Here is a 26707-nt window from a genome sequence, read left to right on the forward strand (position 1 = left end):
GCCGGTTCAGGAGACCCGTCATGCTCACCGTACGCAACGCCAAAGACCGCGGCCTGGCCTTTCATGGCTGGCTGAAATCGTTCCACACCTTCTCCTTCGGCCACTACCGCAACCCGGACGAGCAAGGGTTCTCGGACCTGCTGGTGATCAACGACGACCGCGTCATCCCCGGCAAGGGCTTTGGCCAGCACCCGCACCGCGACATGGAGATTTTCTCCTACGTGCTGGAAGGCGCGCTGGAGCACAAGGACACGCTGGGCACCGGCTCGGTGATCCGCCCGGGCGATGTGCAGCTGATGAGCGCTGGCCACGGCGTGGCCCACAGCGAGTTCAACCACAGCCAGGTGCAGCCGGTGCACTTCCTGCAGATCTGGATCGTACCGAACGTGCAGGGGGCAACGCCGCGTTACCAGCAACAGCATTTCAGTGCCGAGGAAAAGCGCGGCAAGCTGCGCCTGATCATCTCGCCGGATGGCGCCGAGGGGTCATTGCAGGTACGGCAGAATGCGCGGGTGTATGCCGGCCTGTTCGACGGTGACGAGCGTGCCATCCTGACCTTGCCGGAAAACCGCCATGCCTATGTGCATGTGGCCCGGGGCAGCATCGAGCTCAATGGGCAAGTGCTGAATGAAGGGGATGGGGTGCGAGTGAGGCAGGAACAGGTGCTGGAGCTGGGCAACGGGGTGGATGCCGAGGTGCTGGTATTCGACCTGCGGCCGCATGAGTTGCCTGGCATGCCTTGAGGCAGGTCCGGCCCTTTCGCGGGTAAACCCGCTCCCACAGGTACGCCACAGACTTCGAAATCTGTGGCGTACCTGTGGGAGCGGGTTTACCCGCGAAGAGGCCGCAAATCCAACTCAGGGCTCGAACCCTTCGACGATGATCACCTCAGCCTTCGCCACCCCCTGGCGATGGCTGCAAGCCTCTTGGTACAGCTCGGACCGGTAACACGCCAGCGCCTGCTCGTACGAATCGAACTCGATCACCACGCTACGCTGAGGGGTAGGCCGCCCTTCCATTGCCTCGCTACGCCCGCCACGGGCCAGGAAGCGGCCGCCGAATGCCTTGAAGGCAGCCGGGGCGCGCTGGGTGTACTGCTGGTATTGCTCGGGGTCAGTCACGTCCACATGGGCGATCCAATAGGCCTTCATGCGCTGCTCTCCTGTTACGGCGATATTTGTGTATGATGGTATACCATAATAATCATCCCACCACAGTGAGCGTGCAACATGGCTTTCAACACCATCGAAGAACTTCTCGAGGACTACCGGCAAGGCAAGATGGTCCTGCTGGTGGATGACGAGGACCGGGAAAACGAAGGCGACCTGCTGATCGCCGCCGAGCGTTGCGACGCCCAGGCTATCAACTTCATGGCCCGTGAAGCGCGCGGGCTGATCTGCCTGACGCTGACCGACGATCACTGCCAACGTCTGGGCCTGGAGCAGATGGTGCCGGCCAACGGCAGCGTTTTCAGCACCGCCTTCACCGTGTCGATCGAGGCTGCCACGGGCGTTACCACCGGTATTTCCGCTGCTGATCGGGCACGTACGGTGGCAGCGGCGATGGCCCCCGACGCCCGCCCGGAAGACCTGGTGCAACCCGGCCACATCTTCCCCCTGCGCGCCCGCGAAGGCGGTGTACTGACGCGCGCCGGCCACACCGAAGCCGGCTGCGACCTGGCGCGCCTGGCCGGGTTCACCCCGGCGTCGGTTATCGTCGAAGTACTCAACGATGACGGCACCATGGCCCGCCGCCCGGACCTGGAGGTGTTCGCTGCCCGGCACGGCATCAAGATAGGCACCATCGCCGACCTCATCCACTACCGCCTGAGCACCGAGCAGACCATCAAGCGCATCGGCGAACGCGAACTGCCGACCGTGCATGGCACCTTCCGCCTGGTCACCTACGAAGACCGCATCGAAGGTGGCGTACACATGGCCATGGTCATGGGCGATATCCGCCGCAAGCAGCCGACCCTGGTGCGAGTGCACGTGATCGACCCGCTGCGCGACCTGGTCGGCGCCGAATACGCCGGCCCCGCCAACTGGACGCTTTGGGCGGCGCTGCAGAAGGTGGCCGAGGAAGGCGCCGGCGTGGTGGTGATCCTGGCCAACCATGAGTCCTCGCAGGCGCTGCTGGAGCGCGTGCCGCAGCTGACCCAGCCGGTGCGGCCTTACCAGCGTGGGCAATCGAAGGTGTACTCGGAGGTGGGAACAGGCGCGCAGATCCTGCAGGACCTGGGCGTGGGCAAGCTGCGCCACCTGGGCCCGCCGCTGAAATACGCGGGGCTGGCGGGGTATGAGCTGGAGGTGGTGCAGAGCATCCCCTTCGAGCCGGACATGGTCGGCTAAAACACCGAAGCAACTGACTTGGCAGGGCCCTGTAGGAGCGGGTTCACCCGCGAATGCGATGGTGAAGCCACCAACGCATTCGCGGGTGAACCCGCTCCTACAGGGCCCGCGCTGTTTCTGAAAGGGACGGAGTGATGGCCGGTAGCCTCATACCTCTTGCCAAAAGTTTGGAATACCATAATATGATATCCCGTAGACCTTGAATCTGCAGGCCGGCACCTACAATCAAAAACGGCCAAAAAACACTTTGTTTTAGCTGCTCCCCGAACACTGTTGGCGGGCGCACCACAAGCCCCGCCTCGAATAACAAAAGCAACGAGGGCGTAACCATGCTGTTGAGCAAACGTGTAACCGCAGTGCTGTCCGCCAGCCTGCTGACCCTGGCATGTCAGGCTGCCCAGGCCGCCGACAGCCTGAACTTCGTCAGCTGGGGCGGTACCACCCAGGACGCCCAGAAAGAAGCGTGGGCAGTACCATTCACCAAAGCCACCGATATCAAGGTCGTCCAGGACGGCCCCACCGACTATGGCAAGCTCAAGGCCATGGTCGAGAGCGGCAACGTGCAGTGGGACGTGGTCGACGTCGAAGCCGACTTCGCCCTGCGTGCCGCCAGCGAAGGCCTGCTCGAACCCCTCGATTTCACCCAGATCAAGCGCGACAAGATCGACCCGCGCTTCGTCTCCGACCATGGCGTCGGCTCGTTCTTCTTCTCCTTCGTGCTCGGCTACAACGAAGGCAAGCTCGGTGCCAACAAACCGGTGGACTGGACCGCACTGTTCGATACCAAGACCTACCCCGGCAAGCGCGCCCTGTACAAATGGCCCAGCCCAGGCGTACTGGAACTGGCCCTGCTGGCCGACGGCGTAGCCCCCGACAAGCTGTACCCGCTGGACCTGGACCGCGCCTTCAAGAAGCTCGACACCATCAAGAAAGACATCGTCTGGTGGGGCGGCGGCGCCCAGTCGCAGCAACTGCTGGCCTCGGGTGAAGCCTCGCTCGGCCAGTTCTGGAACGGCCGCGTCTATGCCCTGCAGCAAGACGGTGCACCGGTGGGCGTGAGCTGGAAGCAGAACCTGGTCATGGCCGACTTCCTGGTCATCCCCAAAGGTGCCAAGAACAAGGACGCGGCCATGAAGTTCCTGGCCAACGCCAGCAGCGCCGAAGGCCAGGCCGAGTTCGCCAACAAGACCGCCTACGCGCCGGTGAACGTCGACAGCGTGGCCAAGCTGGACAAAGACCTCGCGCAGAACCTGCCGACCGCCTACGCCCAGGACCAGGTCACCCTCGACTTCGCCTACTGGGCCAAGAACGGCCAGGCCATCGCAGCCCGCTGGAATGAGTGGTTGGTCAAATGAAAGTCGCCATCAACGCCCTGCATAACGCGCAAGGTGCCCCCACGGGCACCGGCGCCCCGGGAACGGCCCCCCGCCGCGTCAGCCTGAGCCAGCGCTGGAAAGGCAGCCGCAATCTGCTGCCGGCGCTGCTGTTCCTTGGCCTGTTCTTCTTCGCCCCGCTGGCCGGCCTGTTGCTGCGCGGGGTGCTGGAGCCAACGCCGGGCCTGGGCAACTACGAGCAGCTGTTCGCCAACTCGGCCTATGCGCGGGTGCTGTTCAACACCTTCTCGGTGGCCGGCGTGGTCACCCTGATCAGCGTGCTGCTGGGCTTCCCGCTGGCCTGGGCAATTACCCTGGTGCCCAAGGGCTGGGGCCGCTGGTTGCTGAACATCGTGCTGCTGTCGATGTGGACCAGCCTGCTGGCGCGCACCTACTCGTGGCTGGTGCTGCTGCAGAGCTCGGGGGTGATCAACAAGGCGTTGATGGCCATGGGTATCATCGATGCCCCGCTGGAAATGGTGCACAACCTGACCGGCGTGGTGATCGGCATGAGCTACATCATGATCCCGTTCATCGTGCTGCCGCTGCAGGCGACCATGCACGCCATCGACCCGATGGTGCTGCAGGCCGGCTCGATCTGTGGCGCCAGCCCGTGGACCAATTTCTGGAAAGTGTTCCTGCCGCTGTGCCGCTCGGGGCTGTTCTCCGGGGCACTGATGGTGTTCGTGATGTCGCTCGGTTACTACGTCACCCCGGCCCTGCTGGGCGGTGCGCAGAACATGATGCTGCCCGAATTCATCATCCAGCAGGTGCAGTCGTTCCTCAACTGGGGCCTGGCCAGCGCCGCCGCCGCACTGCTGGTGGTGATCACCCTGGTGCTCTTCTACCTGTACCTGAAGCTGCAGCCGGAATCCCCGGTTGGCAACGCGAGGTAAACCGCCATGCTCCTGTCTCCCAATGCCATGGGCCGCCCGCTGCGTACGGGCCTGTACCTGACCACCGGGGTCATCGCGGCCTTCCTGCTGCTGCCGGTGGTGTTCATCGTGTTGCTGTCGTTCGGCTCGTCGCAGTGGCTGGTGTTCCCGCCACCGGGCTGGACCTTCAAGTGGTACGGCCAGTTCTTCTCCAACCCGGAGTGGATGGACGCCGCGCTGGCCAGCCTGAAGGTGGCCGTGCTGACCACCATCGCCGCCGTGCTGCTCGGCCTGCCCACCGCGTTTGCCCTGGTGCGTGGCCGCTTCCCCGGCCGCGAGCTGCTGTACGGGCTGTTCACCATGCCGATGATCGTGCCGCTGGTGATCATTGCCGTGGCGGTGTACGCGCTGTTCCTCAAGCTCGGCTACACCGGCACGCTGTTCGCCTTCGTGGTCAGCCACGTGATCGTCGCCCTGCCCTTCACCATCATCTCGATCATCAATTCGCTGAAGCTGTTCGACCAATCCATCGAGGATGCCGCGGTGATCTGCGGCGCCTCGCGCCTGCAGGCGATCTTCAAGGTAACCTTCCCGGCGATTCGCCCGGGGATGATCGCCGGCGGCCTGTTCGCCTTCCTGGTGTCGTGGGATGAAGTGGTGCTGAGCGTGATGATGGCCAGCCCCGACCTGCAGACCCTGCCGGTGAAGATGTGGACCACCCTGCGCCAGGACCTCAGCCCGGTCATCGCCGTGGCCTCGACCCTGCTGATCGGCCTGTCGCTGCTTGTCATGTTCATTGCCGCCGCCTTGCGCCGGCGCACCGAAGCCAACGCCTGAACGCGCGGAGAAAACAACAATGAGTGCAGTGATCAAAGACAACGCGCACGGCAAGACCCTGGTCAGCCTGCGCGGCCTGAACAAGCACTACGGCGACTTCACCGCCGTGGACAACCTCGACCTGGAAATCCAGGACGGCGAGTTCCTGACCTTCCTCGGTTCCAGCGGCTCGGGCAAGTCCACCACCCTGTCGATGCTGGCCGGCTTCGAAACACCGAGCAGCGGCGAGATCCTGGTCGATGGCCAGTCACTGGTCAACGTGCCGCCGCACAAGCGTGACATCGGCATGGTGTTCCAGCGCTATTCGCTGTTCCCGCACCTGAACGTGCGCGACAACATCGGCTTTCCGCTGGCCATTCGCAAGCTCGGCGCCAGCGAAACCAGCAAGCGCGTCGATGCCATGCTCAAGCTGGTGCAGCTGGAAAAGTTCGCCCACCGCAAGCCGTCGCAGATGTCCGGTGGCCAGCAGCAGCGCGTGGCTATCGCCCGGGCGCTGGTGTACGAACCGCGCATCCTGCTGATGGACGAACCGCTCGGCGCGCTGGACAAGAAGCTGCGCGAAGACCTGCAGGATGAACTGCGCCAGTTGCACCGGCGCCTGGGCATCACCATCGTCTACGTCACCCACGACCAGGAAGAAGCCATGCGCCTGTCCCAGCGCATCGCCATCTTCAGCCATGGCAAGATCGTCGGCCTGGGCACCGGTTACGACCTGTACCAAAACCCGCCGAATGCCTTCGTCGCCTCGTTCCTGGGCAACTCCAACTTCCTGCGGATCAAGGCCAGCAGCAATGGCGCGGGCAGCTTCGAGGGCCAGCCGGTAGCCATCCGCCTGACCCCGGGCCTGGCCGCCTCGCAGGATGCACTGATCATGGTACGCCCGGAAAAGGCCCTGGCCCTGACCGCCGAACAGGCCGCACGCGAGCCGCTGCCGGCGGGGTGGAACGAGGTCAGTGCCAAGGTTGGTGAAGTGCTGTTCCTGGGCGAGAGCCAGACCTGCCACGTAGTGACCGCGGGCGGAACCGAGCTGACGGTCAAGGCTTTGTCGGCGGCGGGCATGCCGATGCAGCCAGGGGATACCGTGAAGGTGCGCTGGGCGGTGGCGGATGCGTGCATCTATACCGAGTGGGCGGAAAGTGACCTGAGCAAGTCTGCCGGGGCGCATTGAAACCGCTGGGGCCGCTTTGCGGCCCTTTCGCGACACAAGGCCGCTCCTACAGGGGCGGCCTTTCACTGCCCCATGGACTGTCACATTATCATCACGCCACTGTCGTAATCTGCCGGCCATCTCTATGCCATAGGCCTTCCGGCATGCCCCGCCTGCTTGTCTTGCTGCTCACCCTGCTGCCGCTGGCGACCCTGGCCGAGCCCGCTCACCTGCGCGTGCAAGGCTCCAACACCATCGGCGCGGCCTTGCTGCCAGCGCTGGTGCAAGGGCAATTGCGCGCACAGCAAGCTACCGCCATCGAACAATACCCAGGCAAGCTGGCCAACGAGACTGTCATCACCGCTCGCGATACGCATGGCCAGCCTTTGCGCATCGACATCGCCGCACACGGTTCCAGCACCGGCTTCGTCGCCCTGGGCCATGGCGAGGCCGACCTGGCCGCCGCGTCGCGGCCTATCAACGACAACGAAGCAAGCCAACTGCACGCTTTGGGCGACCTGCGCGCCGCTGCCGCCGAACAAGTCATCGGCCTGGATGGCGTCGCGGTCATCGTTCACCCCGACAACCCGCTACCACAGCTCACCACGGGGCAACTGGCACAGATCTTTGCCGGGCAGATCCAGCGCTGGGAGCAATTGGGTGTTGTCGGCGGGGCCATCCACCTGTACGCCCGTGACGACCGCTCCGGTACCTTCGAGACCTTCAAGGCCCTGGTGCTGGAACCCCAGCAAAGCGAGCTCTCGCCCAAGGCCCAACGCTTCGAGTCCAGCGACGAGCTGGCCGCGCGAGTGGGCGCCGACCGCCAGGCCATCGGTTTCAGCAGCCTGGCGGCGGTGCATGGGGCCAAGGTGCTGGCGGTGGCCGAAGGTGACGCGCCGGCCATGCTGCCGGAGCGTGCACTGGTGGCCAGCGAGGACTACCCGCTATCGCGGCGCCTGTACTTCTACCTGCCGGCCAACCCCAAGCCCCAGGCCAAGGCGCTGGCCGATTTCACCCAGAGTCCCGCGGGCCAGGCGATCGTCGCCCAGCAGGGTTTCGTTTCGCAGCAGATCAAGGCCCAACCTGTGCCCCTTCAGGCCGACATGCCGCCGCGCTATCGCACCCTCGCCCTACAGGCGCAACGGTTGAGCGTGAATTTCCGCTTCCAGGAAGGCAGCGCCAGCCTAGACAACAAGGCCCTGCGCGATGTCCAGCGGGTTGCCGACTACCTGCGCCAAGCGGGCAAGTTGCAGCGCAAGGCGGTGCTGGTGGGCTTTGGCGACCCCAAGGAGACACCCGGTCGCGCCGCCCTGCTCTCCCGCCTGCGGGCCCAAGCGGTGCGTCGTGAGCTGGCGCGCGATGGCGTGGAGGTGCTGGAGGTGACGGGGATGGGGGATGAACTGCCAGTGGCAGGGAACGAACTGGAGCAAGGGCGACTGCGTAATCGCCGGGTGGAAGTGTGGGTGCATTGATCTGAAAGCAGCACACATCCCTGTAGGAGCAGCCTTGTGCTGCGAAGAGGCCAGTATGGCCAACACATTTGTGCAAGGTTGACCGGCCTCTTCGCAGCACAAGGCTGCTCCTACAAGAAGCGTGCTTAAGTGTGTGCCGTGCTTGGCAAAGAAATGTAACAGCTCCCCATTCGGCATCACCGGCAAACGGGTCTAGGCTCAAGCCCATGTGATACCGGGCCCCTCTGACGGCTGCCAGGCCGCCATGTCGGATCACTGTTGCCATGCAACGTCGACATTCAAGGAGGGGCTCATGACAGCTCTACACACATTCCTCACCACCCCGTTCCTCGGTACCAGCACCTGGTTGTGGCTGGTGTTCATGGCCATCGTCATCGGTTTGCTGGTACTCGACCTGGGCGTGCTGCACCGTCACGACCGGGAAATCGAAATGCGCGAGAGCCTGCTGCTGTATTCGGGCTATTTCAGCGTCGGCGTGCTGTTCGGCGTCGGTGTCTGGTACCAGTTGGGCGCGCAGTCGGCGCTGGAGTTCTACACCGGGTTCCTGGTCGAACAGTCGCTGTCGATGGACAACGTGTTCGTCATGGCGATGATCTTCAGCTATTTCGCCATCCCCCGCCGCTACCAGCACCGCGTGCTGTTCTGGGGCATCCTCGGGGTGGTGTTCCTGCGGGCGATCATGATCGGCGTGGGCGCGGCGCTGGTGCAGAACTTCGCCTGGGTACTCTATATTTTCGGTGCCTTCCTGCTGTTTACCGGGGTGAAGATGGCGCTGTCGAAGGAAGATAGCCGCCCCGACCTGGCCAACAACCCGATCCTCAAGTTCGTGCGCCGGCACATGCGGGTCACCGAGCAGATCCACGGCTCGCACTTCTTCGTGCAGCAGACCCCGCCCGGGCAGCACAAGGCGCTACGCCATGCCACCCCGCTGTTCATGGCGCTGGTGCTGATCGAACTGGCCGACCTGGTGTTCGCCGTCGACAGTGTCCCGGCAATCTTCGCCATCACCCAGGACCCGTTCATCGTCTACACCTCGAACATCTTCGCCATCCTCGGCTTGCGCTCGTTGTATTTTGCGCTGGCGGCGCTGATGCACCGGTTCGTTTACCTCAAGTACGCGCTCGCGCTGGTGCTGATCTTCATTGGCTGCAAGATCTTCTACCACGGCATGGTGGGCAAGGTGCCGGCATTGCTGTCGCTGGGGGTGACGTTCGGGTTGTTGCTGGGTGGGGTGGTGGTTTCGTTGGTCAAGACGCGGGGGAAAAAGCCGGAAATCAAGGGTGCTCAACCCAGACAGCCTTCAAATGCCGATCGCACGGTCAGCGAGAAGGAGGAAGACCCGCAGATGCGGGTCTGACCATCCAGAGAACCAGTGAGCCTTCAAGGGCCTCTTAGCGGGCAAGCCCGCGAAGAGGCCGGAACAAGCCGGTAAATCACCGCCCGCTACGCATCATCTCCGCCGGCACGTACTTGCCGATCTCATACTTGCCGATCGCCGCCCGGTGCACTTCATCTGGCCCGTCGGCCAGGCGCAAGGTGCGTTGCATGGCGTACATGTAAGCCAGCGGGAAATCGCCACTCACCCCTGCCCCGCCATGAATCTGGATCGCCCGGTCGATCACCTTCAGTGCCACGTTCGGCGCCACTACCTTGATTTGCGCAATCTCGCTGCGGGCCACCTTGTTGCCGACCGTATCCATCATGTAGGCCGCTTTCAACGTCAGCAGCCGGGCCATGTCGATCTCCATGCGCGAGTCGGCAATCTTGTCGACGTTGCCGCCCAGACGCGCCAGTGGCCGGCCGAAGGCGGTACGCTCCACCGAGCGCTTGCACATCAGTTCCAGCGCGCGCTCGGCCATGCCGATCGAGCGCATGCAGTGGTGGATACGGCCAGGGCCAAGGCGCCCCTGGGCAATTTCGAAGCCACGGCCTTCACCCAGGATCACGTTCTCATACGGTACCCGCACATTCTCGAAGAGCACCTCGGCGTGGCCGTGGGGAGCATCGTCATAGCCGAACACCGGCAGCGGGCGGACGATCTTCACCCCAGGCGCATCGGTGGGCACCAGCACCATCGAGTGCTGCTGGTGGCGTGGCCCTTCAGGGTCGGACAAGCCCATGAAGATCATTACCTTGCAGCGCGGATCGCACGCGCCGGAGGTCCACCACTTGCGGCCGTTGATTACCCATTGGTCACCGTCACGCACGGCGGTGGCGGCCATGTTGGTGGCATCCGAGGAGGCCACGTCCGGTTCGGTCATGGCGAACGCCGAACGGATCTCGCCACGCAGCAGCGGCTCCAGCCACTGGCGCTTCTGCGCTTCACTGCCATAGCGCACCAGCACTTCCATGTTGCCGGTGTCCGGCGCCGAGCAGTTGAACGGCTCCGGGCCGAGCAACGAACGGCCCATGATTTCCGCCAGCGGGGCGTATTCCAGGTTGCTCAGGCCGGCACCGTATTCCGATTCGGGCAGGAACAGGTTCCACAGCCCTTCAGCGCGGGCCTTGGCCTTGAGTTCTTCCATGATCGCGGTGGGCTGCCAGCGGTCACCCTCGGCGACCTGGCGCTCGAACACCGCCTCGGCGGGGTAGACATAGGCGTCCATGAACGCGCTGACGCGCTCACGCAGTGCCTGGACCTTGGGCGAATAGGCGAAATCCATCGGGGCTACCTTCACGGTTCGGAGTACATGGGCCAGAGCCTAGAGCAGCATGGCCTCATCCACCTAGCCTATTTTCCGCGTGTATAAACATTCATAACCGATATATGATCGGCCAATAATTCCAACAAAGAGCGGCGCCCATGAACCTCAGCAAGGTCGACCTCAACCTGTTCATCGTGTTCGATGCGATCTACACCGAAGCCAACCTGACCCGCGCCGGGCAGATCGTCGGCATCACCCAGCCGGCAGTGTCCAACGCCCTTTCGCGGCTGCGCGAAACCTTCAATGACCCGCTGTTCGTGCGCACCGCGCAAGGCATGGTGCCAACGCCCATGGCGCAGAACATCATCGGCCCGGTGCGCAATGCCTTGGCACTGTTGCGCACCTCGGTGCAGGAAAGCCGCATCTTCAACCCGCAACAGGCCAACAAGACTTTCCGCATCAGCATGACCGACCTGACCGAAGCGGTCATCCTGCCGCCGCTGTTCCAGCGCTTGCGCCGCCTGGCGCCGGCGGTGCTGATCGAAAGCTTTTTGTGCAAGCGCCGCGAGACCACCAAGGAACTTGCCGCCGGCCGCCTGGACTTCGCCATCGACGCACCGTTGAACACCGACCCGCAAGTACGCCACGTCAAACTGATGCAAGACCGCTATGTCTGCGCCCTGCGCCAGGGCCACCCGCTGGCCGACAGCAAGCTGACCCTCGACAACTACCTCGGCATGACCCACATCCATATTTCCAGCCGCCGCAACGGCCTGGGCTATGTCGACCTGGCCCTGGGCAAGATGGGCGTGCAGCGCAAGGTTGCCTTGCGCTCGCAGCATTACCTTATGGCCTCGCAGGTGTTGCAGCAGACCGACATGGCGATGACCGTCCCCGAGCGCTTCGCCCGCCGCCATCAGTTGCGTTACCAGCCACTGCCGGTGGAGGTGCCTGCGCTGGAAACGCACCTGTACTGGCATGAAAGCACCGATCAGGACCCGGCCAACCGCTGGATGCGCGAGCAGATCACCGAGTTGTGCGAACGTGTGGTGGCCGAGGAAGAAAGGGCCTTGGAACCAGCCTGAACAGAATGGCGGGATGCGGAGAAAAAAATCCCAAGAAAAACTCGATAGAGAGAAATTTTTCTTGATCATTTCCAGAATGGAGCCGCTGGAAGTGAAAAATATCTCCGAAGTAGCGGGTACGCTTGCTCCAACGATTGCCGATTTCACGGCGACAGACACGGACCCGCCCTCATGCCCAGCGCCCCGCTCTATTTCGATTACGCCGCCACCACTCCGGTCGACGACCGGGTCATCGAAACCATGCTCGCCTGCCTTGGCAGCCAGGGCAACTTCGGCAACCCGGCGTCCAGTGGCCATGCCTTCGGCCAGGCAGCCCGCCACGCCGTGGAGCAGGCCCGTCAGCAAGTGGCCGAACGCGTCGGCGCACAGGCCGATGCACTGGTCTGGACCTCAGGTGCGACCGAGTCCAACAACCTGGCGCTCAAGGGCATTGCCCAGGGCCTCGGCCAGCCCGGGCACCTGATCACCAGCCAACTGGAACACAAGGCCGTGCTCGACACGGTGGCCGAACTGGAGCGCCAGGGTTGGGCCGTTACCCGCCTGGCACCGGATGCCGCCGGCCTGATTCAGCCTGCGGCGGTGCAGGCAGCGTTGCGCGCCGACACACGCCTGATATCGCTGATGGCGGTGAACAATGAACTGGGCACGATCACCGACTTTGCCGCGATTGGCGAACAGGTACGTGCCCACGGTGCCCTGCTGCACGTGGATGCGGCGCAGGCGGTGGGCAAACTGGCCATCGACCTGAACGCCATGGCCGTGGACTTGATGTCGTTCTCGGCGCACAAGGTGTATGGGCCCAAGGGCATCGGTGCGCTCTACGTGGGGCCACGCGCCCGCACGCTGATGCGTGCGCAGATGCACGGCGGCGGCCATGAGCAAGGCCTGCGCTCCGGCACCCTGGCGACCCACCAGATTGCCGGCATGGGCAGTGCCTTTGCCCTGGCCGGCCAGCCCGGCGACAGCGAACACCTGCGCCTCGAACAACTGGCCAGGCGCCTGCGTGAAGGCCTGCTGGCCCTGCCCGGCGTCACCCTCAACGGCTGCGCCAAACAACGCATTCCCCATACGCTGAACCTGTGTATCGACAGCAAGGGCTTCAACAGCGCGGCGCTGGCCAGCGAGCTGGCGTTGTCGACCACCTCGGCCTGCAATTCGGCGAGCAATGCAGCCTCGCATGTGCTGCTCGCGTTGGGGCTGGATGAACGCCAGGCACGTAACAGTGTGCGCCTGAGCATCGGGCGTTTCAGCAACGAGGCCGAAGTGGACAAGGCCCTCGAAGTGTTTGGCCGGGTGCTGACAGCGGCGTCAGCGGCACTTTGGTGAAACTTCCCTAAAACAGCCGGCTGTCCGGGGTGAAGTCCTCGACCTCGAGCCTGGCGCTGTTTGCCTGCGGATGGCGCGGGTTGAACAGGTAATTGGTGGTGCTGGGCATGATCGCGCTCGGCACCGGCAGCAGCAACGCCGAACACTCATCCAGAAAACGGTTGCCCAGGCCCCGGGTCAGTTCGGTCTGGCTCGACCAGCCAGGCTGCAAGGCGGGCAACTGCGCTTGCGAAACGGTGTCGGGCAACTCGATACGCAGCAGCCGCATGGTGGTGGGGAAATCCTCAGGGTCGATCTCCAGGTGCACCAGCACCTCCAGCATCGCCCCGGCCGGGCTGGTGGCGGCATACACCACTGGCCGGCCCGCCTGGTGCCAGCGGCCGCTGACACGCAAGCCGCCCGTTCCGCTCAAGTCTGCATAGGCGCTGATACGCCACAGAATCACAGGCCGAAGCCCTCGGCGATCTGCAGCAACATCTCTTCGACCTGGGTGGTGCCCTGCTGGGTGGTTAGCATCTGCATCGGCGTCAGCCCCGAGAAGCGCTCCTTGGGCTTGGACAGCCAGCGTTTTGCCTTGCCTGCCTCACCGAACACGGCTTCGGCCATGGCGGTGATATGGGCCGAGCGGAACAGCCGGTCGCTTTCTTCCACGGTCAGCGGCTGGTCACGTTCGATGCGGGTTTTCAGCGTGCGCAGGGGAATGATCTGGTCACGCTCCACAGGGGTGAATACGCCGAGTTCGGTCAGTTTCACCAGCCAGGTGGCAGCGAAGCCATGGGTGATGCGGGTGTGGATTTCGAAGTCACTGGCGAGTTCGGGGATTTCCAGCAGTGCATGCAGGCGCGCCCGGTACTCGTGGTAACCGTTGTCGCGAAGCACTTCGGCAAGCATGGCTCTCTCCTTTCCGGCGTTTGCCGACAAGTATGCGGCATATGCCGGATTTTGCAAGCCGACCGGAAAGACGGGGCCGCAGAGCGGCCCCGGCAACCTCACAGGAAGGTGAACACCTGCGAAGCCGGCAACCGCGACTTGTTCAGCCCGGCATTGAAGTCCGCCTCGCTGCGATAGCCCAGGCTGAGAATGACCACACTGGTGTATCCACGCTCACGCAAGCCCAGCTCGGCATCGAGAATCTTGCTGTCGAAGCCTTCGATCGGGGTGGCATCCAGCCCATGTGCCGCAGCCCCCAGCAAGGCAGTACCCAACGCCAGGTAGGTCTGCTTTTCCATCCAGTGCTGCACGTCCTTCTGATCGAAGCGGTGCAGGTCGACGTAATGCCGACGGCTCTGGTTCTGCCCGGCACGCGCCTGCTCATCGCGGAAGCGGCCATCGGCGGCTTCCTGGTGAAGCACGGCATCCAGGTGCGCTTCGGTCATCTCGGTTCGGGTGCAGAACACGATCACATGCGAGGCATCAAGGATCTTCGGCGAATTGTAGGCATAGCGCTCTGCGGTGCTTTTGGCCAGGCGAGCCTTGCCTTCTGCGCTGTCGGCAACGATGAAATGCCACGGCTGCGAGTTGACCGAGGAAGGGCTATGGCGCAGTTGCTCGAGCAGGGCATCGACAGTCGCCTGGGGAATGCGGCGCGAGGCATCGTAGGCTTTGGTGGTGTAGCGGCGCTTGGCCAGAGAGACGGTATCCATGCAACAACTCCGGGAATGAACAGAGGATTTGCCGGGCATCTTATCTTTCCTGCAGAAAAGAAAAACCGGCACAATGCAGCAACACTTTCATCCTTGGAGTGAAAATGCTGCGCATCGCCGACCTCGAACTGTTCGTCCGCAGCAGCGTGCTGGGCAGCTTCACCGCCGCCGCCCATGAGGCCGAACTGCTGCCGGGGCAGGTGGCCGCCGCGATCAAGCGCCTGGAGCGCGACCTGGATGTGCGCCTGTTCGCCCGCACTACCCGCAGCCTGCGCCTGACCGCCGAAGGCGAGTTGTACCTGCCGACTGCCCTGAATGTGCTGGAGAGCCTGCGCCAGGGGCGTGAAGACCTGCATGGCAACGCCAAAACCCTGCGCGGTACCCTGCAGGTTTCGGCACCGTCCGACCTGGGCCGCAACATGTTGCTGCCGTGGCTGAGCGCCTTCCGCCGCGAGCACCCGGCCCTACACCTTCGCTTCTTCCTGTCTGACCAGATTGCCGACCTCAACCGCGACCCGGTAGATGTGGCGATCCGCTACGGCCTCAACCAGGACGCCAACTACATTGCCCTGCCGCTGGCAGACTGGAACCGCCGGGTGCTGGTGGCGGCGCCCGACTACCTGGCCCGTCACGGCCGCCCCCTCACGCCCGACGCCCTGCAGCAGCATGCCTGCCTGCTGTACATGCAGCACAACCGGGTCTACGACAAGTGGCGGGTGGGCAACCGCACCGTGCAGGTGCGTGGGCCGCTGGTCAGCGACGATGCCGACGTGATCCGCCGCCTGGCCTTGCAGGGCGAAGGCATCGTCTACAAGTCGTGGCTGGACGTAAGCGCCAACATCGCGGCCGGCGAACTGGAAATCATCCTGCCCGAGCACTTTGGTGAACCCGCCCCGGTCACCCTGGTGTGCCCGCACCGCAAGCAGCTCACGCCCGCAGTGGCACAACTGCATCTGTGGCTGCGCGAACGCTTCGAGGCCTTGCGTAACCGGGCGCTGGCCAACGGCTGCACAATCGTTCCAGACTGAGCCTGGCCGTTGCGCTAAGGTAACGATTTCTGCCACGGCACGCCCCCATGAGCAACTGGATCGACCTCAAGCAAGACGCCGACACCGGCATCGAGTCGGTCCGCGCGCATTTCGTCGGGCATGCCTACGACCCGCACTGGCACGACAGCTTCCTGGTTGGCGTTACCGAGCAGGGCGTGCAGCAATTCGATTGCCGGCGAGTGCGCCATCGCAGCACGCCGGGGAACGTATTCCTGCTGGAGCCAGGTGAAATCCATAACGGCAATGCGCCCACCGAGGACGGCTTCACCTATTCGACCCTGTACCTGGAACCCACCTGGGTGGACAGCCAACTGCGGGCACTTTTCGAACACGCGCCGGGCGACAGCCTGCCCAGCTTCGCCGATACCTTGTGCCACGATGAGCGCCTGGCGCGTGCCACTGCCCTCGCCTTCCAGGCCGTGCATACCCAGGATTTGCGCATTGTCCGGCAGACGGCCATGGACGACCTGCTGGCCTGCCTGACCCGCCACCTGCACTGGCGCCGGCGCCTGAACCCGGACCCGCGCCTGCCGCTGACCGCGCAGCGCGCGCGGGATTACCTGCACGCCAACCTTGAGCGCGACATCGGCCTGGAAGACCTGGCCCAGGCCTGTGGCATCGACCGCTTCCGCCTCACCCGCGCATTCAAGGCCGCATTCGGCCTGGCGCCGCATGCCTATCTGATCCAGCTGCGCCTGGCCCGGGCGCGGCGCCTGCTCGCCCAGGGCCAGACTCCCACCGAAGTGGCCATGGCCCTGGGCTTTGCCGACCAGAGCCACCTGGGGCGCTGGTTCCGCCGTGCCTACCAGCTGACCCCGGCCGACTACCGCAGGCGCTGCTCAAACCTTCCAGACTGAAAGGCGGCGGGCAGCGAGCATGGTGCTTCGTTTATCCGGAGCCCTTGATCATGTCGCAGTCGTTGTTGCCCTTCATCCTGTTTGCCTTGGTATCCAGCATCAGCCCGGGGCCGACCAACCTGTTGATTCTTGCCCATGGGGCCCGCTTTGGCCTGTGCGCGAGCCTGGCGCCGGTCGTTGCGGCCTGCGGTGCCGCAGCGGCGATCGTGCTGATGGTGGGCCTGGGGCTAGGTGAACTGCTGCTGCGCCACCCGCTGGCCCAGCAGTTGATGAGCTGGGCCGGGGTTTTGTGGTTGAGCTGGCTGGCGTGGAAGATGCTGCGCAGTGCCGCCGCCCCGCTGCAGGCGGCCACGGCGCAAGGCTTCAGCGCACTCAGCGCGGCCTCGTTGCAGGTGGTGAACCCCAAGGTGTGGTTGATGGCCGTGGCGGTGGTCGGGGTGTTTGCCTCGCCGTCGTTGCCGGTATGGCAGCTGGCGCTGGTGTTCTGGCTGATTGCCCTGCCATGCATGGCGGCGTGGGCGCTGCTGGGGGTGGGCAGCGCGCGATGGTTGCAGGCACCGCGGCGGATGCGGGTGTTCAACCAGGTATTGGCGGGGGTGCTGTTGATTTCTGCATGGGCTGCCGTACTGGCTTGAGCCTGTAGGAGCGGCCTTGTGTCGCGATAGGGCTGCGCAGCAGCCCCCGGCGATATTCGCTGTGACGCTGAAATCCGGGGCCGCTGCGCGCCCCATCGCGACACAAGGCCGCTCCTACAAAGAACGCGCCAGCGCCAGGTCAGTGCGTCAGCGCCTCGCGGAAACGCCGGGTGCTGGCCACAGCCAGCAGCAACCCGGCCACTGCCACGCTACCGCCCACCAGGCCGATATCCGCCACATCCAGCTGGCTGCTGACGATACTGCCCAGCAACGCGCCACCGCCAATACCGATGTTGTAGATACCCGAGAACAGCGCCATGGCCACATCGGTGGCATCGGACGCCAGTTTCAGGGTCTTGGACTGCAGCGACAGGCTGAAGCTGAGGATCGCCACACCCCAGAACATGCTCAACGCGGCGAAAACATAGAAGTTGCCCGACAGCGGCAACAGCAGCAACAGGCACGCCGCCAGCAGGCCGATCGAACCTACCAGGAAGCCATGCGGGAAGCGGTCGCTGTAACGGCTGAACAGCACCGAGCCGAACACCCCGGCGCCGCCGAACAGCAGCAGCAATAGCGTGGTGCGCTCTGCGCCTATCTGCGCCACGTGCAGGGCGAACGGCTCGATATAGCTGTAGGCGGTGAACTGCGCGGTAATCACCAGCGTCACCAGCACATAGGTGATCACCAGCGCAGGGCGCTTGAACAGGATCGGCAGGCTGCGCAGCGAGCCCGAGTTCTGGCTGGGCAGCAGCGGCAGCGACTTCATCAGGCACAGCATGGTCGCCAGCGCCACCCCGGCAATGCTCAGGAAGGTGATGCGCCAGCCCAGCGCTTCGCCCACCACGCGGCCCAGCGGGATGCCCAGGACCATGGCCAGGGTGGTGCCAGTGGCCAAAAGGCCCAGCGCCTTGGCCTGCTGCCCGGGCGGCGCCACGCGCACCGCCAGAGAAGCCGTGATGGCCCAGAACACCGCATGCGCCAAGGCAATACCGATACGGCTGACCAGCAACATGGCAAAGCTCTGTGACATCCACGACAGCAAGTGGCTGACGATGAACACCAGGAACACGAACAGCAACAGCCGCCGCCGCTCGATGTTGCGCGTCAGCAGCATCATCGGCAGCGAGGCCAGCGCCACCACCCAGGCATAGATGGTCAGCATCAGGCCGACTTGCGCGGTGCTCATGTCGAAGCTGCGGCCAATGTCGCTGAGCAGCGCCACCGGGACGAACTCGGTGGTGTTGAAGATGAAGGCCGCCAGGGCCAGGGCAATGACGCTCAGCCAGCTGCCGCTACCCGCCGTGGGTGGCATGTTGGTGGGTATGGGTCCATTCATGGGTACAAACCGCTTCTCCGCAGGCAAGGCAACAGGACGCACGTCAGCCACCCACTTGCCGGGGTGTCGACGCACGCTTTGTTATTGGAAGGAATGCCCGGCATGGTACGCGTCAAGCCGGGGGCTCACAACCGCGAGGCGGGCAGAAGGAGTAACATGCGCGCTTTGTGCGAACGCGTATGCAACAAGGAGCCCGATCCGCTCATGGACCAGCAGCACTCCCAGCAGCAACAGTGGCAGCAGGCGGTCACCGCCTATGCCCAGGCCGTCAACGACTATGTCGCGCAGGGCCGCGCGCAAGGCTGGGATGACCTCGAAGAGCCCCTGCCGCAGGCCACCGAGCATTTGCTCGATGCCTGGCTGCAGGCCCTGCAAGCAGCCAACCGGCCCGGCGTCGAAGCCTTTGAGCAGCAAGCCTTCCGCGAAGCCTGGCCGCCCGCCCACCACCCCTTGCTGCCGCTGATCAAGGAGCACGGGCAAGGTATCGGCAACGTCCTGCTGCTGGAGGATGGCAGCCTGCTGGCACGTATCGGCATGCCGCATGACAAAGGCCAGGTGGTGCGCATTGACCCTTTCGGGGTGACCCCGGTGATCGGCGTCGATCACTTCGGCCGCTGCCCGGCCCGCCGCTATTTCGCCCTGGCCAATGCCGAGGGCATACGCGTGACCGATGGCTGGGGCGGCCCGCAGGTGCTGCGTCTGGCCTGGCCCACGGGGTTGGAGGGGTTGCCGCCGGGTTACCCGTTCGAGCCCTTCGACCTGCCGCCCACGCCGACCACGCTGATCCCCTTTCCGGATGGCCAGCGGGTGCTGCTGGTGAGCGCCGAGGGTGTCTTCCTGCTGACCCGCCACGGTGCGACCCGCCTGCTGCCGCACCAGGCGCGGGTGCTCGACGAACTGGACGAAGGCACCGACCCGGACGACATCAGCCTGGGGCTGAGCATGGAGCACGGTGCGGTATCGGCGGATGGTCGGTTGATCGTGGTTGGCGAGCAAGGCAGCCGCCACCTGGTGCTGGATGACCAGCTCCGGCCCGTGGCGGCCATCGGCCCGGCCAGCGAGTATCCGCACTTTGCGCTGTTCAATCGTGCAGGTGACCAGTTGATAGTCAATGCCTGCCATTTCTATAGCGGTGCCACGCTGGCCGTCAGGGTAGCCGACTTGCCGGGGCTGGATACCGACTACTACAGCCAGGACCCGCGTACCCCGCTGGTACAGGATGGCGCACGGGTGTATGCCGGCGTGGCGCGCGAGGGCGAATATATCGTGGGGGATGCCTATGGTTACCTGCGGGCATTTGGCGAAGATGGCACGGAGCATTGGCAGCATTACCTGGGGTCGACCATCAGCGCGCTGGATATCAGTGCCGACGGGCGTACGCTGGTAGCGGCGAGCCATGCCGGGTTCGTTTCGGTGATTGCCCTGGACAACGGGCGGCCGGCCTGGCAGATCGGTACCGGGGCGCATGGCGAGGTACGGCGGTGGTTGTTCTGGAAAGGCTGGGACAGGGCATTGGCCTGGTAACAGATCCAGCATCTTCATTGCCTGTACCGGCCTCTTCGCGGGCTCGCCCGCTCCCACAGGGACATCACAGGCGCCAAGGTCTGCGCAGTCTCTGTGGGAAGGTTCAATACAGAACCTGAAACCTGCACGATACCTGTGGGAGCGGGTTCACCCGCGAATAGGCCGGGGCAGGCAACCATCAGCCCTGCAAAGTCGCCATATCGATCACGAACCGGTACTTCACGTCCCCGGCAATCATCCGCTCATACGCCTGGTTGATGTTGCGGATATCCAGCAACTCGATATCACAACGAATCGCGTGCTCGGCGCAGAAATCCAGCACTTCCTGCGTCTCGGCAATACCACCGATCAACGACCCTGCCAGCACCCGGCGCTTCATCACCAGATTGGCCGCATGCACTGCCGGATCGATCGGCTCGATCAGGCCGACCAGGATGTGCACGCCATCGAATTTAAGGGTTTCCAGGTACGGATTCAGGTCGTGCTGCACCGGGATGGTATCGAGCAGAAAGTCGAAACGGCCCGCCGCGGCGCGCATCTGCTCGGCATCGGTGGACACGATCACATGGTCGGCACCCTGGCGACGGGCTTCCTCGGCCTTGGCCTGGGAACGGGTGAACAGGGTCACTTCAGCGCCGAGCGCCTTGGCCAGCTTGATAGCCATGTGACCCAGGCCGCCCATGCCGAGGATGCCGATCTTGTGACCAGGGCCGACGCCGTGGTGCTTGAGTGGTGAATAGGTTGTGATGCCGGCGCAGAGGATTGGCGCGGCGCTGGGCAGGTCCATGCCGGCCGGGATGCGCACCACGAAGTGCTCGCTGACCACGATGCTGCTGGAGTAACCGCCCATGGTGTTGCTACCGTCGATTCGGTCCGGGGTGGCATAGGTCATGGTCGGGCCTTCCAGGCAATATTGCTCCAGGTCCTTGGCACAGGCTTCGCAGTGTCGGCACGAGTCGACCATGCAGCCAACGCCGACCAGGTCGCCGACCTTGTGTGTGGTCACTTTGTCGCCCACAGCGGTGACGCGGCCGATGATCTCGTGGCCAGGCATCAGCGGGTACACGGCAATGCCCCATTCGTTGCGCGCCTGGTGGATGTCGGAGTGGCATACGCCGCAGTAAAGGATGTCGATGGCGACGTCGTCAGGGCGCGGGCTGCGACGCTCGAAGGTCATGGGAGCCAGAGGGCTGGTGGGGGTCTGGGCGGCGTAACCGATGGCGGTATACATGCAGGGCCTCGCTATGAAGTGAAACGATTCAGGCTGCGCATTCTGCGCGCCGTGCGTCGCTTCGCCCACGACTGATTCTCCGGTATCGATGCCTGATTCTCCGAAGATGCCATGCAGCATCTGGCGCCGAGCGTTCATTCTGCGATGATCAAACTGTCTGATCCTCTGCCCAGGTCCATCATGCAACTGACCCGCCACGTCGACGCCAATGCGCCGCTTTGCACACTGATCCGCAGCCTTGCCACGCGCCCGGGCTTCGTGCCCACGCATCTGCCCCAGGTGCAGGTGCTGAGCTGGGACCACTATGTGGCCAGCAGCCCGCAGATCTACGAACCCAGCCTGATGATCCTGGCCCAGGGCAGCAAGCTGGCGCGCCTGGGGCCGCGTACCCTGGAATATGGCGCCGGGCATTATCTGGTGCAGGCATTGTCGGTGCCGTTCATGTGCGAAACCTTTGCCACCCCCGAAGCACCGTTGCTGGGCGTGGCGGTGGACATCGACCGCGGCGTGCTGGGTGAACTGGTGCAAAGCATGGCCCTGGCGCCGGATGCCGCGGTGCAGGCGCAAACCCCGCATTCAATGACCTCGGCTGCACTCGATGCGCCGATGCGCGAATGCGTGGAACGGCTGCTGCGCTGCCTGCAGGACCCGGTGGACGCCAAGGTGCTGGGCCCGGCGCGGGTACGCGAGGTGCTGTACACAGCCTTGCGCGGCCCACAGGCGGGCGTGTTGCGGGCGCTGGTGGAGCAACAAGGGCACTTCGCCCGCATCGGCGCCGCCCTTGCCCACCTGCGCGAACACTACACCGAGCCGCTGAGCGTTGAAGCGCTGGCCGCACGCGCCAACATGAGCGTTTCGACCTTCCACGAGCACTTCAAGCGCTGCACCGACATGGCGCCGATGCAATACCTCAAGCGCCTGCGGCTGCTGAAGGCGCAGCAGATGCTGATCGGTGAAGGCCTGGGGGTGGCGCAGACCGCGCACCGGGTGGGGTACCAGAGCACCTCGCAGTTCAGCCGCGAGTACAAGCGCCAGTTCGCCCGCAGCCCGGGGGATGAATTGCCGTACCAGAGCCTGCCGGTGTAATCGCCTGCCCTGGCCCCATCGCCGGCAAGCCGGCTCTCATGGAACAACACATGACTTATTGGTTCAGCAAGGTTCTGTAGGAGCAGCCTTGTGCTGCGAAGAGGCCGATACTGCCAAAGCCTGTCTATTGCTTGTGCCGGCCTCTTCGCAGCACAAGGCTGCTCCTACAAAGGACGCGGCAAACGAGAGATAGTTGTTCTCTGCGCGACAGCGCAGCCCAAAAGGGCTGGGCAATCTCCCGCAGATACTGCACAAGGCTTGAGGTCGATGCAGTCGAGGTGGTGCTTGCCGGCGATGGGCTGCAGAGCAGCCGCGGCACTCTCAAGGCTTCATTGCCGCTCGACCATCGCCACTATTGCTGCCTGCAATTCGGCCTTGGCCTGCCCCACCTCCAGTTCCCCCGCAGCAGCCGCCTGCGACAAGGCATCCGCCGCCCCTACCAGCAAGCGCATGCCCGCCACCCCGATGTTGCCACTGGGCGAAAACCCGGCCAACGCCTCACGGCATTTGTCCAGAAACGGCTGCTCATAGGCCCGCTTCAGCGCTTCCATTTCCGGCGAGCCGGCCAATGCCGCTGACACTCCGGGTATCTCCAGCCCCTGGCTCATCACACAGTCCACATACGCCTCGGCAATCACCCCGGCGCGGCTGGCCAGGCTAGCGTCACAACGCGCCAGCGCCTGCTCCAGCATCCGCGACTGCCGTGCATCGTATTGCTGGTACAGCGCCACCAACAACCCGGTCCGGGTCTCGAAATGGTCATAGACCACCGGCTTGGTCACCCCCGCCTGCTCGGCCAAACGCCCCAGGCTCAAGGCATCGGTGCCCTCCTCCCGTACCAGCTGCCAGGCCACATCGAGCAACTGCAGACGGCGCTCTTCGCGGCTCAGGCGCTTGCGCGAGCGGCCTTGATCATCGCTTGACATCGTTTACCTACCAAAAGTAACTTACTAAACGTAACTTACCTTGAGTATATAGCGCTCTGGGTAACCCTGCATCCCAATCTTGGAGAGCCCACCATGCATGCCCTGATCGTCGTCGGTCATCACGACCCGCAATCCCTCACCCATGCCCTGGCCCGACAGATCGCCGCCGGCCTGACCAACGCCGGCCACGGCAGCGAAATCGCCGACCTGGCCAGTGAAGGTTTCGACCCGCGTTTCGGCCTGGCCGACCATGCGGTGCACCGCAGGCTGGCAGCCCCGCCGGCGGATGTACTCAGGGAGCAGGCGCGTATTGATCGCGCCGATGCGCTGGTGCTGGTCTACCCCATCTATTGGTGGTCGCTGCCGGCCTTGCTCAAAGGCTGGGTCGAGCGGGTGTTCAGCAATGGCTGGGCCTTCGATTATGAAGGGGGCATCACCGTCAAGAAGCTGCGCGGCATGAAGGTGCACCTGGTCGGTGTCGCCGGTGCCGACAGCGGCACTTTCGAACGTCACGGCTATGGCGAGGCGATGCGCGTGCAGATCGAGCACGGCATCTTCGACTACTGCGGCGCCGAGGTACTCAGCTCCACCCTGCTGGACGACAGCGAAGGCGCAGCCCCGGCACTGCACCTGCACACTGCACGCACGCTGGGCGAGCAGATGTTCGCAGACTGCGAGGCCATGGCCTGAATCAGCCTGAAAGCGGCCATTGCGCCAATGGCCAGTAAGCGCCCTTGCGCGACTCGTACAGTGTGAAATGGCGGGCGGCGAGGTAGAAATCCGGCGCGCTACTGGCTTCTGGCGGCTGGCCGCGGTAATCCCTGGCCAGCGTCAGGTGCGGGCGATACTCACGGTCGGCCGCTTCCACCCCCAACGGCAGCAGCGCCTGCTGCAAGCTGTACACCAGTTGCAACAGGGCCGGTGGGGTCTGCTGCGCCTCCAGCACCAGGGCGCTGGCCCGCTGCCATACCTGCAGGCGGTCCAGCAACAGCCTTGGTGCCGTGGCCGGTAGCGCCAGCTGGTCGACCGCCGCGCAAATAGCAGGCACATGGGCGGTATCCACATCGCCGAGAAACAGCAGTGTCACATGGAAGTTGGCGGCCGGCACCGGTCTTCCGCTGCGCAGGTTCAGGCCACGTCGCCACTGGGCCAGGGCGCGGCGCTGGGCATCGCTGACCGGCAAGGCGAAGAACAGGCGCTTGAATGGTTTTTCGATACGTCCGCTGACCGGTGTCATCGTGCCGCTCCTCAAGATGGCAAAGCACGTACTGATGCGTTGGGAAACCCGCAGGTCTGTCATTTTCGCGGGCAGGCACCCAAACCATACGCTGAGTCCTCAATTCAATCACATAGATACGGCCATGAAACAGCACCAGCAAACACGGAATACCCAGCCTGCCATGCAAGCGAAACTGAAGTGGGGCAACCAGCGTGAGCGCGAGTTCACGACTGATGTCATAGATACAGATGTCAGTAATGGCAACCGCTCATTTTTCGCCATTCAGTACACGGAGGGATCAGATACCGCTTATAGCTATATATTCCTGAATATCCCGGAACGTTATCTGGTGGCGGGCGCATCCCTCAAGATCGGTGCAGGTGAGAAAGCCGAGATCAACGCCTATTTCGGTTCGACTTCGATTGGTCGCTCAGGTTGGGCGACCGGGGGCTCAATCGATATTACCGAGATGGATGAGGCTTCCAAGGCATTTGCCGCAACGTTCCACTACACCATTGAACACACCATGGGCATGGTCGAGATCGTGGATGGCTCGTTGTCCTTGTCACTGGCCGACGATGCAAAGACCAACGGCACCGGCCGGGTCACCGCCAACCTCGACCCCACTATTTTCCCCTCGCTGGGCAACCTTGACGCTCAAACCATCAAATCCAAGGTACTTCAAGACGGGCGCATCCAACTCTCCGCCAGGCAGCAAGTGGACAACGCTTCCCAAGGCATCCTGATGCTGTTCAATGAGCAACATGCACGCCTGCTTTTCTTGATTGGCAGTTTGGGCTTTCCCATGACTGGGGGCTGCGTGAAGCATGAGTGGAACGTGGAGAACAGGACCCTGACCGCCGAATTCACTGATTATGTAATCAGCTACCAAGGCAAGGACCATCACATCACCGGTGGCAGCATCGAGGTGACCCTGGCCTGATGCATCGCCTGCAGACCTTGATACAGCGGTGACGCTTGTACCAAGGTCTGCCACTGTTGCGTCACATTCTTCTATAAAGCATCGACTCGATTGTTTATGCTGGCGGGCTTAGCCATCACGCGTGGCCATTACTTGACGTATCCGCCCATGAAAATCGCCTTAGTCCTCATCTTCATCCTCTCTATCGCCTATGTTCACCTGCGCGGTCGCGTTCGCCACAAGCTGACCCGTCAGCTGGGCGACCACTCCAGTTTCCTGGCCCCGGTCAACAGCTTCCTGTACCTGTTTTCCCGGCACCCGGCCAAGCCTTACCTGCCGGTGGAGGCCTTCCCTGAACTGCAGACGCTGCAGGATCACTGGCAGGAAATACGCGAGGAAGCCCAACAGCTGCTGCATGTGGGCGAAATCAAGAAGTCCGACAATTACGATGATGTCGGTTTCAACTCATTCTTCAAGACCGGCTGGAAGCGCTTCTACCTGAAGTGGTACGGCGAAAGCCACCCGTCGGCGATGACCCTGTGCCCACGCACCACCGAGTTGCTCAAAGGCATCGGCACGGTCAAGGCCGCCATGTTCGCCACCCTGCCACCGGGCGCCAAGCTGGTGCGCCACCGCGACCCGTATGCCGGCTCGTACCGCTACCACCTGGGCCTGGACACGCCTAACGACGATGGTTGCTACATCGATGTGGACGGTGAGAAGTATTCCTGGCGCGATGGCGAGGGCGTGATCTTCGACGAGACCTACATCCACTACGCGGCCAATACCACCGAGCACAACCGCATCATCCTGTTCTGCGACGTGGAACGCCCGCTCAAATACCGCTGGGCAACCGCGTTCAACCGCTGGTTCAGCCGCAACGTCATGGCCGCTGCCGCCGCCCCCAACGATGCCGGCGACAAGACCGGTGGCATCAACCGGCTGTTCACTCGTATCTACAAGATCCGCGAACGTGGCAAGGCGCTGAAGAAGCGCAACCGCACGCGCTACTACCTGGAAAAGTGGGCGTTCGTCGCGGCGTTGGTGCTGGTGTTCATCTATATCTGATCGATGTGGGAGCGCGCAGTCCAAAGGCCTGCGCGCAACCAACCAAAGTACAAGCCTCACACTTTCCACTCTTCGACTAGCCTGAAAGCTCCACTCG

27 protein-coding genes are annotated in these 26707 nt (G+C 63.7%); 18 read left to right on the forward strand and 9 right to left on the reverse strand.

Annotation, left to right across the window (positions count from 1 at the left end; translation table 11 throughout):
* Nucleotides 1–20 precede the first annotated feature (20 nt).
* Nucleotides 21–743, forward strand: coding sequence for a pirin family protein (locus M1D87_RS16710; RefSeq protein ID WP_013973150.1), 723 nt, complete (start codon nucleotides 21–23; stop codon nucleotides 741–743).
* A gap of 114 nt (nucleotides 744–857) precedes the next feature.
* Here the strand turns inward: M1D87_RS16710 and M1D87_RS16715 are convergent, their stop codons facing one another.
* Nucleotides 858–1151: a DUF1330 domain-containing protein gene (locus M1D87_RS16715; protein WP_025339641.1), complete on the reverse strand. Its 294-nt coding sequence runs from the start codon at nucleotides 1149–1151 to the stop codon at nucleotides 858–860.
* A 78-nt stretch (nucleotides 1152–1229) separates the two neighbouring features.
* On the opposite strand from M1D87_RS16715, the gene ribBA reads away from it, so the two are divergent.
* The 7 genes from ribBA to M1D87_RS16750 all read left to right on the forward strand — a co-directional run bounded on the left by ribBA (nucleotide 1230) and on the right by M1D87_RS16750 (nucleotide 9412).
* On the forward strand, nucleotides 1230–2351 hold the full coding sequence (gene ribBA, locus M1D87_RS16720) for a bifunctional 3,4-dihydroxy-2-butanone-4-phosphate synthase/GTP cyclohydrolase II (RefSeq protein ID WP_123084506.1): 1122 nt from the start codon (nucleotides 1230–1232) through the stop codon (nucleotides 2349–2351).
* A gap of 329 nt (nucleotides 2352–2680) precedes the next feature.
* A complete protein-coding gene (locus M1D87_RS16725; RefSeq protein WP_013973153.1) occupies nucleotides 2681–3706 on the forward strand; it encodes an ABC transporter substrate-binding protein in 1026 nt (341 codons plus the stop codon).
* Complete coding sequence (locus tag M1D87_RS16730; protein ID WP_015270844.1) at nucleotides 3703–4620, forward strand: ABC transporter permease; 918 nt, start codon at nucleotides 3703–3705, stop codon at nucleotides 4618–4620. The genes M1D87_RS16725 and M1D87_RS16730 overlap by 4 nt, the downstream gene beginning before the upstream one ends.
* Before the next feature lie 6 nt (nucleotides 4621–4626).
* On the forward strand, nucleotides 4627–5436 hold the full coding sequence (locus M1D87_RS16735; protein WP_015270845.1) for an ABC transporter permease: 810 nt from the start codon (nucleotides 4627–4629) through the stop codon (nucleotides 5434–5436).
* Nucleotides 5437–5455: 19 nt separating this feature from the next.
* Entirely contained in the window at nucleotides 5456–6604 is a 1149-nt protein-coding gene (locus M1D87_RS16740) for an ABC transporter ATP-binding protein (protein WP_025339644.1), read from the forward strand.
* 143 nt (nucleotides 6605–6747) lie between these two features.
* On the forward strand, nucleotides 6748–8055 hold the full coding sequence (locus M1D87_RS16745; protein WP_123084505.1) for a substrate-binding domain-containing protein: 1308 nt from the start codon (nucleotides 6748–6750) through the stop codon (nucleotides 8053–8055).
* Nucleotides 8056–8347: 292 nt separating this feature from the next.
* Nucleotides 8348–9412 carry a TerC family protein gene (locus M1D87_RS16750; protein ID WP_123084504.1) on the forward strand — a complete coding sequence of 355 codons (1065 nt, stop codon included), beginning with the start codon at nucleotides 8348–8350 and terminating at the stop codon, nucleotides 9410–9412.
* Between the two features lie 76 nt (nucleotides 9413–9488).
* Here the strand turns inward: M1D87_RS16750 and M1D87_RS16755 are convergent, their stop codons facing one another.
* Nucleotides 9489–10718, reverse strand: a complete 1230-nt coding sequence (locus M1D87_RS16755) for an acyl-CoA dehydrogenase (protein ID WP_013973159.1) — start codon at nucleotides 10716–10718, stop codon at nucleotides 9489–9491.
* Between the two features lie 140 nt (nucleotides 10719–10858).
* Between M1D87_RS16755 and M1D87_RS16760 the strand changes: the two genes are divergently transcribed.
* Nucleotides 10859–11785 (forward strand): LysR family transcriptional regulator, encoded by a 927-nt coding sequence (locus M1D87_RS16760; RefSeq protein WP_013973160.1) that lies wholly within the window; start codon nucleotides 10859–10861, stop codon nucleotides 11783–11785.
* 171 nt (nucleotides 11786–11956) lie between these two features.
* Nucleotides 11957–13111, forward strand: a complete 1155-nt coding sequence (locus tag M1D87_RS16765) for a cysteine desulfurase family protein (protein ID WP_123084503.1) — start codon at nucleotides 11957–11959, stop codon at nucleotides 13109–13111.
* 7 nt (nucleotides 13112–13118) lie between these two features.
* Here the strand turns inward: M1D87_RS16765 and M1D87_RS16770 are convergent, their stop codons facing one another.
* The 3 genes from M1D87_RS16770 to nfsB all read right to left on the reverse strand — a co-directional run bounded on the left by M1D87_RS16770 (nucleotide 13119) and on the right by nfsB (nucleotide 14754).
* Nucleotides 13119–13556, reverse strand: coding sequence for an RES family NAD+ phosphorylase (locus M1D87_RS16770; RefSeq protein WP_015270851.1), 438 nt, complete (start codon nucleotides 13554–13556; stop codon nucleotides 13119–13121).
* Nucleotides 13553–14002 (reverse strand): antitoxin Xre/MbcA/ParS toxin-binding domain-containing protein, encoded by a 450-nt coding sequence (locus tag M1D87_RS16775; RefSeq protein WP_013973163.1) that lies wholly within the window; start codon nucleotides 14000–14002, stop codon nucleotides 13553–13555. The genes M1D87_RS16770 and M1D87_RS16775 overlap by 4 nt, the downstream gene beginning before the upstream one ends.
* Before the next feature lie 98 nt (nucleotides 14003–14100).
* Nucleotides 14101–14754, reverse strand: a complete 654-nt coding sequence (nfsB, locus tag M1D87_RS16780) for an oxygen-insensitive NAD(P)H nitroreductase (protein ID WP_003260975.1) — start codon at nucleotides 14752–14754, stop codon at nucleotides 14101–14103.
* Nucleotides 14755–14858: 104 nt separating this feature from the next.
* Between nfsB and M1D87_RS16785 the strand changes: the two genes are divergently transcribed.
* The 3 genes from M1D87_RS16785 to M1D87_RS16795 are packed head-to-tail and all read left to right on the forward strand — an operon-like array spanning nucleotide 14859 to nucleotide 17295.
* Nucleotides 14859–15782 (forward strand): LysR family transcriptional regulator, encoded by a 924-nt coding sequence (locus M1D87_RS16785; protein WP_003260976.1) that lies wholly within the window; start codon nucleotides 14859–14861, stop codon nucleotides 15780–15782.
* A gap of 47 nt (nucleotides 15783–15829) precedes the next feature.
* A complete protein-coding gene (locus M1D87_RS16790; RefSeq protein WP_123084502.1) occupies nucleotides 15830–16660 on the forward strand; it encodes an AraC family transcriptional regulator in 831 nt (276 codons plus the stop codon).
* Nucleotides 16661–16710: 50 nt separating this feature from the next.
* Nucleotides 16711–17295, forward strand: a complete 585-nt coding sequence (locus M1D87_RS16795) for a LysE family translocator (protein ID WP_061304060.1) — start codon at nucleotides 16711–16713, stop codon at nucleotides 17293–17295.
* 139 nt (nucleotides 17296–17434) lie between these two features.
* Here the strand turns inward: M1D87_RS16795 and M1D87_RS16800 are convergent, their stop codons facing one another.
* Nucleotides 17435–18634 (reverse strand): sugar transporter, encoded by a 1200-nt coding sequence (locus M1D87_RS16800; RefSeq protein WP_123084501.1) that lies wholly within the window; start codon nucleotides 18632–18634, stop codon nucleotides 17435–17437.
* Between the two features lie 204 nt (nucleotides 18635–18838).
* Here M1D87_RS16800 and M1D87_RS16805 point away from each other — a divergent pair, with 204 nt between their 5' ends.
* Nucleotides 18839–20158: a PQQ-binding-like beta-propeller repeat protein gene (locus tag M1D87_RS16805; RefSeq protein WP_123084541.1), complete on the forward strand. Its 1320-nt coding sequence runs from the start codon at nucleotides 18839–18841 to the stop codon at nucleotides 20156–20158.
* A 178-nt stretch (nucleotides 20159–20336) separates the two neighbouring features.
* Here M1D87_RS16805 and calA read toward each other — a convergent pair whose 3' ends face one another.
* On the reverse strand, nucleotides 20337–21389 hold the full coding sequence (calA, locus tag M1D87_RS16810; RefSeq protein WP_123084540.1) for a vanillin reductase: 1053 nt from the start codon (nucleotides 21387–21389) through the stop codon (nucleotides 20337–20339).
* A 180-nt stretch (nucleotides 21390–21569) separates the two neighbouring features.
* On the opposite strand from calA, the gene M1D87_RS16815 reads away from it, so the two are divergent.
* Complete coding sequence (locus M1D87_RS16815; protein ID WP_004375934.1) at nucleotides 21570–22475, forward strand: AraC family transcriptional regulator; 906 nt, start codon at nucleotides 21570–21572, stop codon at nucleotides 22473–22475.
* Nucleotides 22476–22804: 329 nt separating this feature from the next.
* Here the strand turns inward: M1D87_RS16815 and M1D87_RS16820 are convergent, their stop codons facing one another.
* Nucleotides 22805–23401, reverse strand: coding sequence for a TetR/AcrR family transcriptional regulator (locus tag M1D87_RS16820; RefSeq protein WP_100412870.1), 597 nt, complete (start codon nucleotides 23399–23401; stop codon nucleotides 22805–22807).
* 93 nt (nucleotides 23402–23494) lie between these two features.
* On the opposite strand from M1D87_RS16820, the gene M1D87_RS16825 reads away from it, so the two are divergent.
* On the forward strand, nucleotides 23495–24091 hold the full coding sequence (locus tag M1D87_RS16825) for an NAD(P)H-dependent oxidoreductase (protein ID WP_039614470.1): 597 nt from the start codon (nucleotides 23495–23497) through the stop codon (nucleotides 24089–24091).
* A gap of 1 nt (nucleotide 24092) precedes the next feature.
* Here the strand turns inward: M1D87_RS16825 and thpR are convergent, their stop codons facing one another.
* Nucleotides 24093–24638 carry an RNA 2',3'-cyclic phosphodiesterase gene (gene thpR, locus M1D87_RS16830; RefSeq protein WP_123084500.1) on the reverse strand — a complete coding sequence of 182 codons (546 nt, stop codon included), beginning with the start codon at nucleotides 24636–24638 and terminating at the stop codon, nucleotides 24093–24095.
* A 124-nt stretch (nucleotides 24639–24762) separates the two neighbouring features.
* On the opposite strand from thpR, the gene M1D87_RS16835 reads away from it, so the two are divergent.
* On the forward strand, nucleotides 24763–25563 hold the full coding sequence (locus M1D87_RS16835) for a hypothetical protein (RefSeq protein WP_123084499.1): 801 nt from the start codon (nucleotides 24763–24765) through the stop codon (nucleotides 25561–25563).
* Between the two features lie 147 nt (nucleotides 25564–25710).
* Complete coding sequence (gene lpxO, locus M1D87_RS16840; protein ID WP_123084498.1) at nucleotides 25711–26610, forward strand: lipid A hydroxylase LpxO; 900 nt, start codon at nucleotides 25711–25713, stop codon at nucleotides 26608–26610.
* Nucleotides 26611–26707 lie beyond the last annotated feature (97 nt).

This window comes from Pseudomonas sp. SA233, from assembly GCF_054792385.1.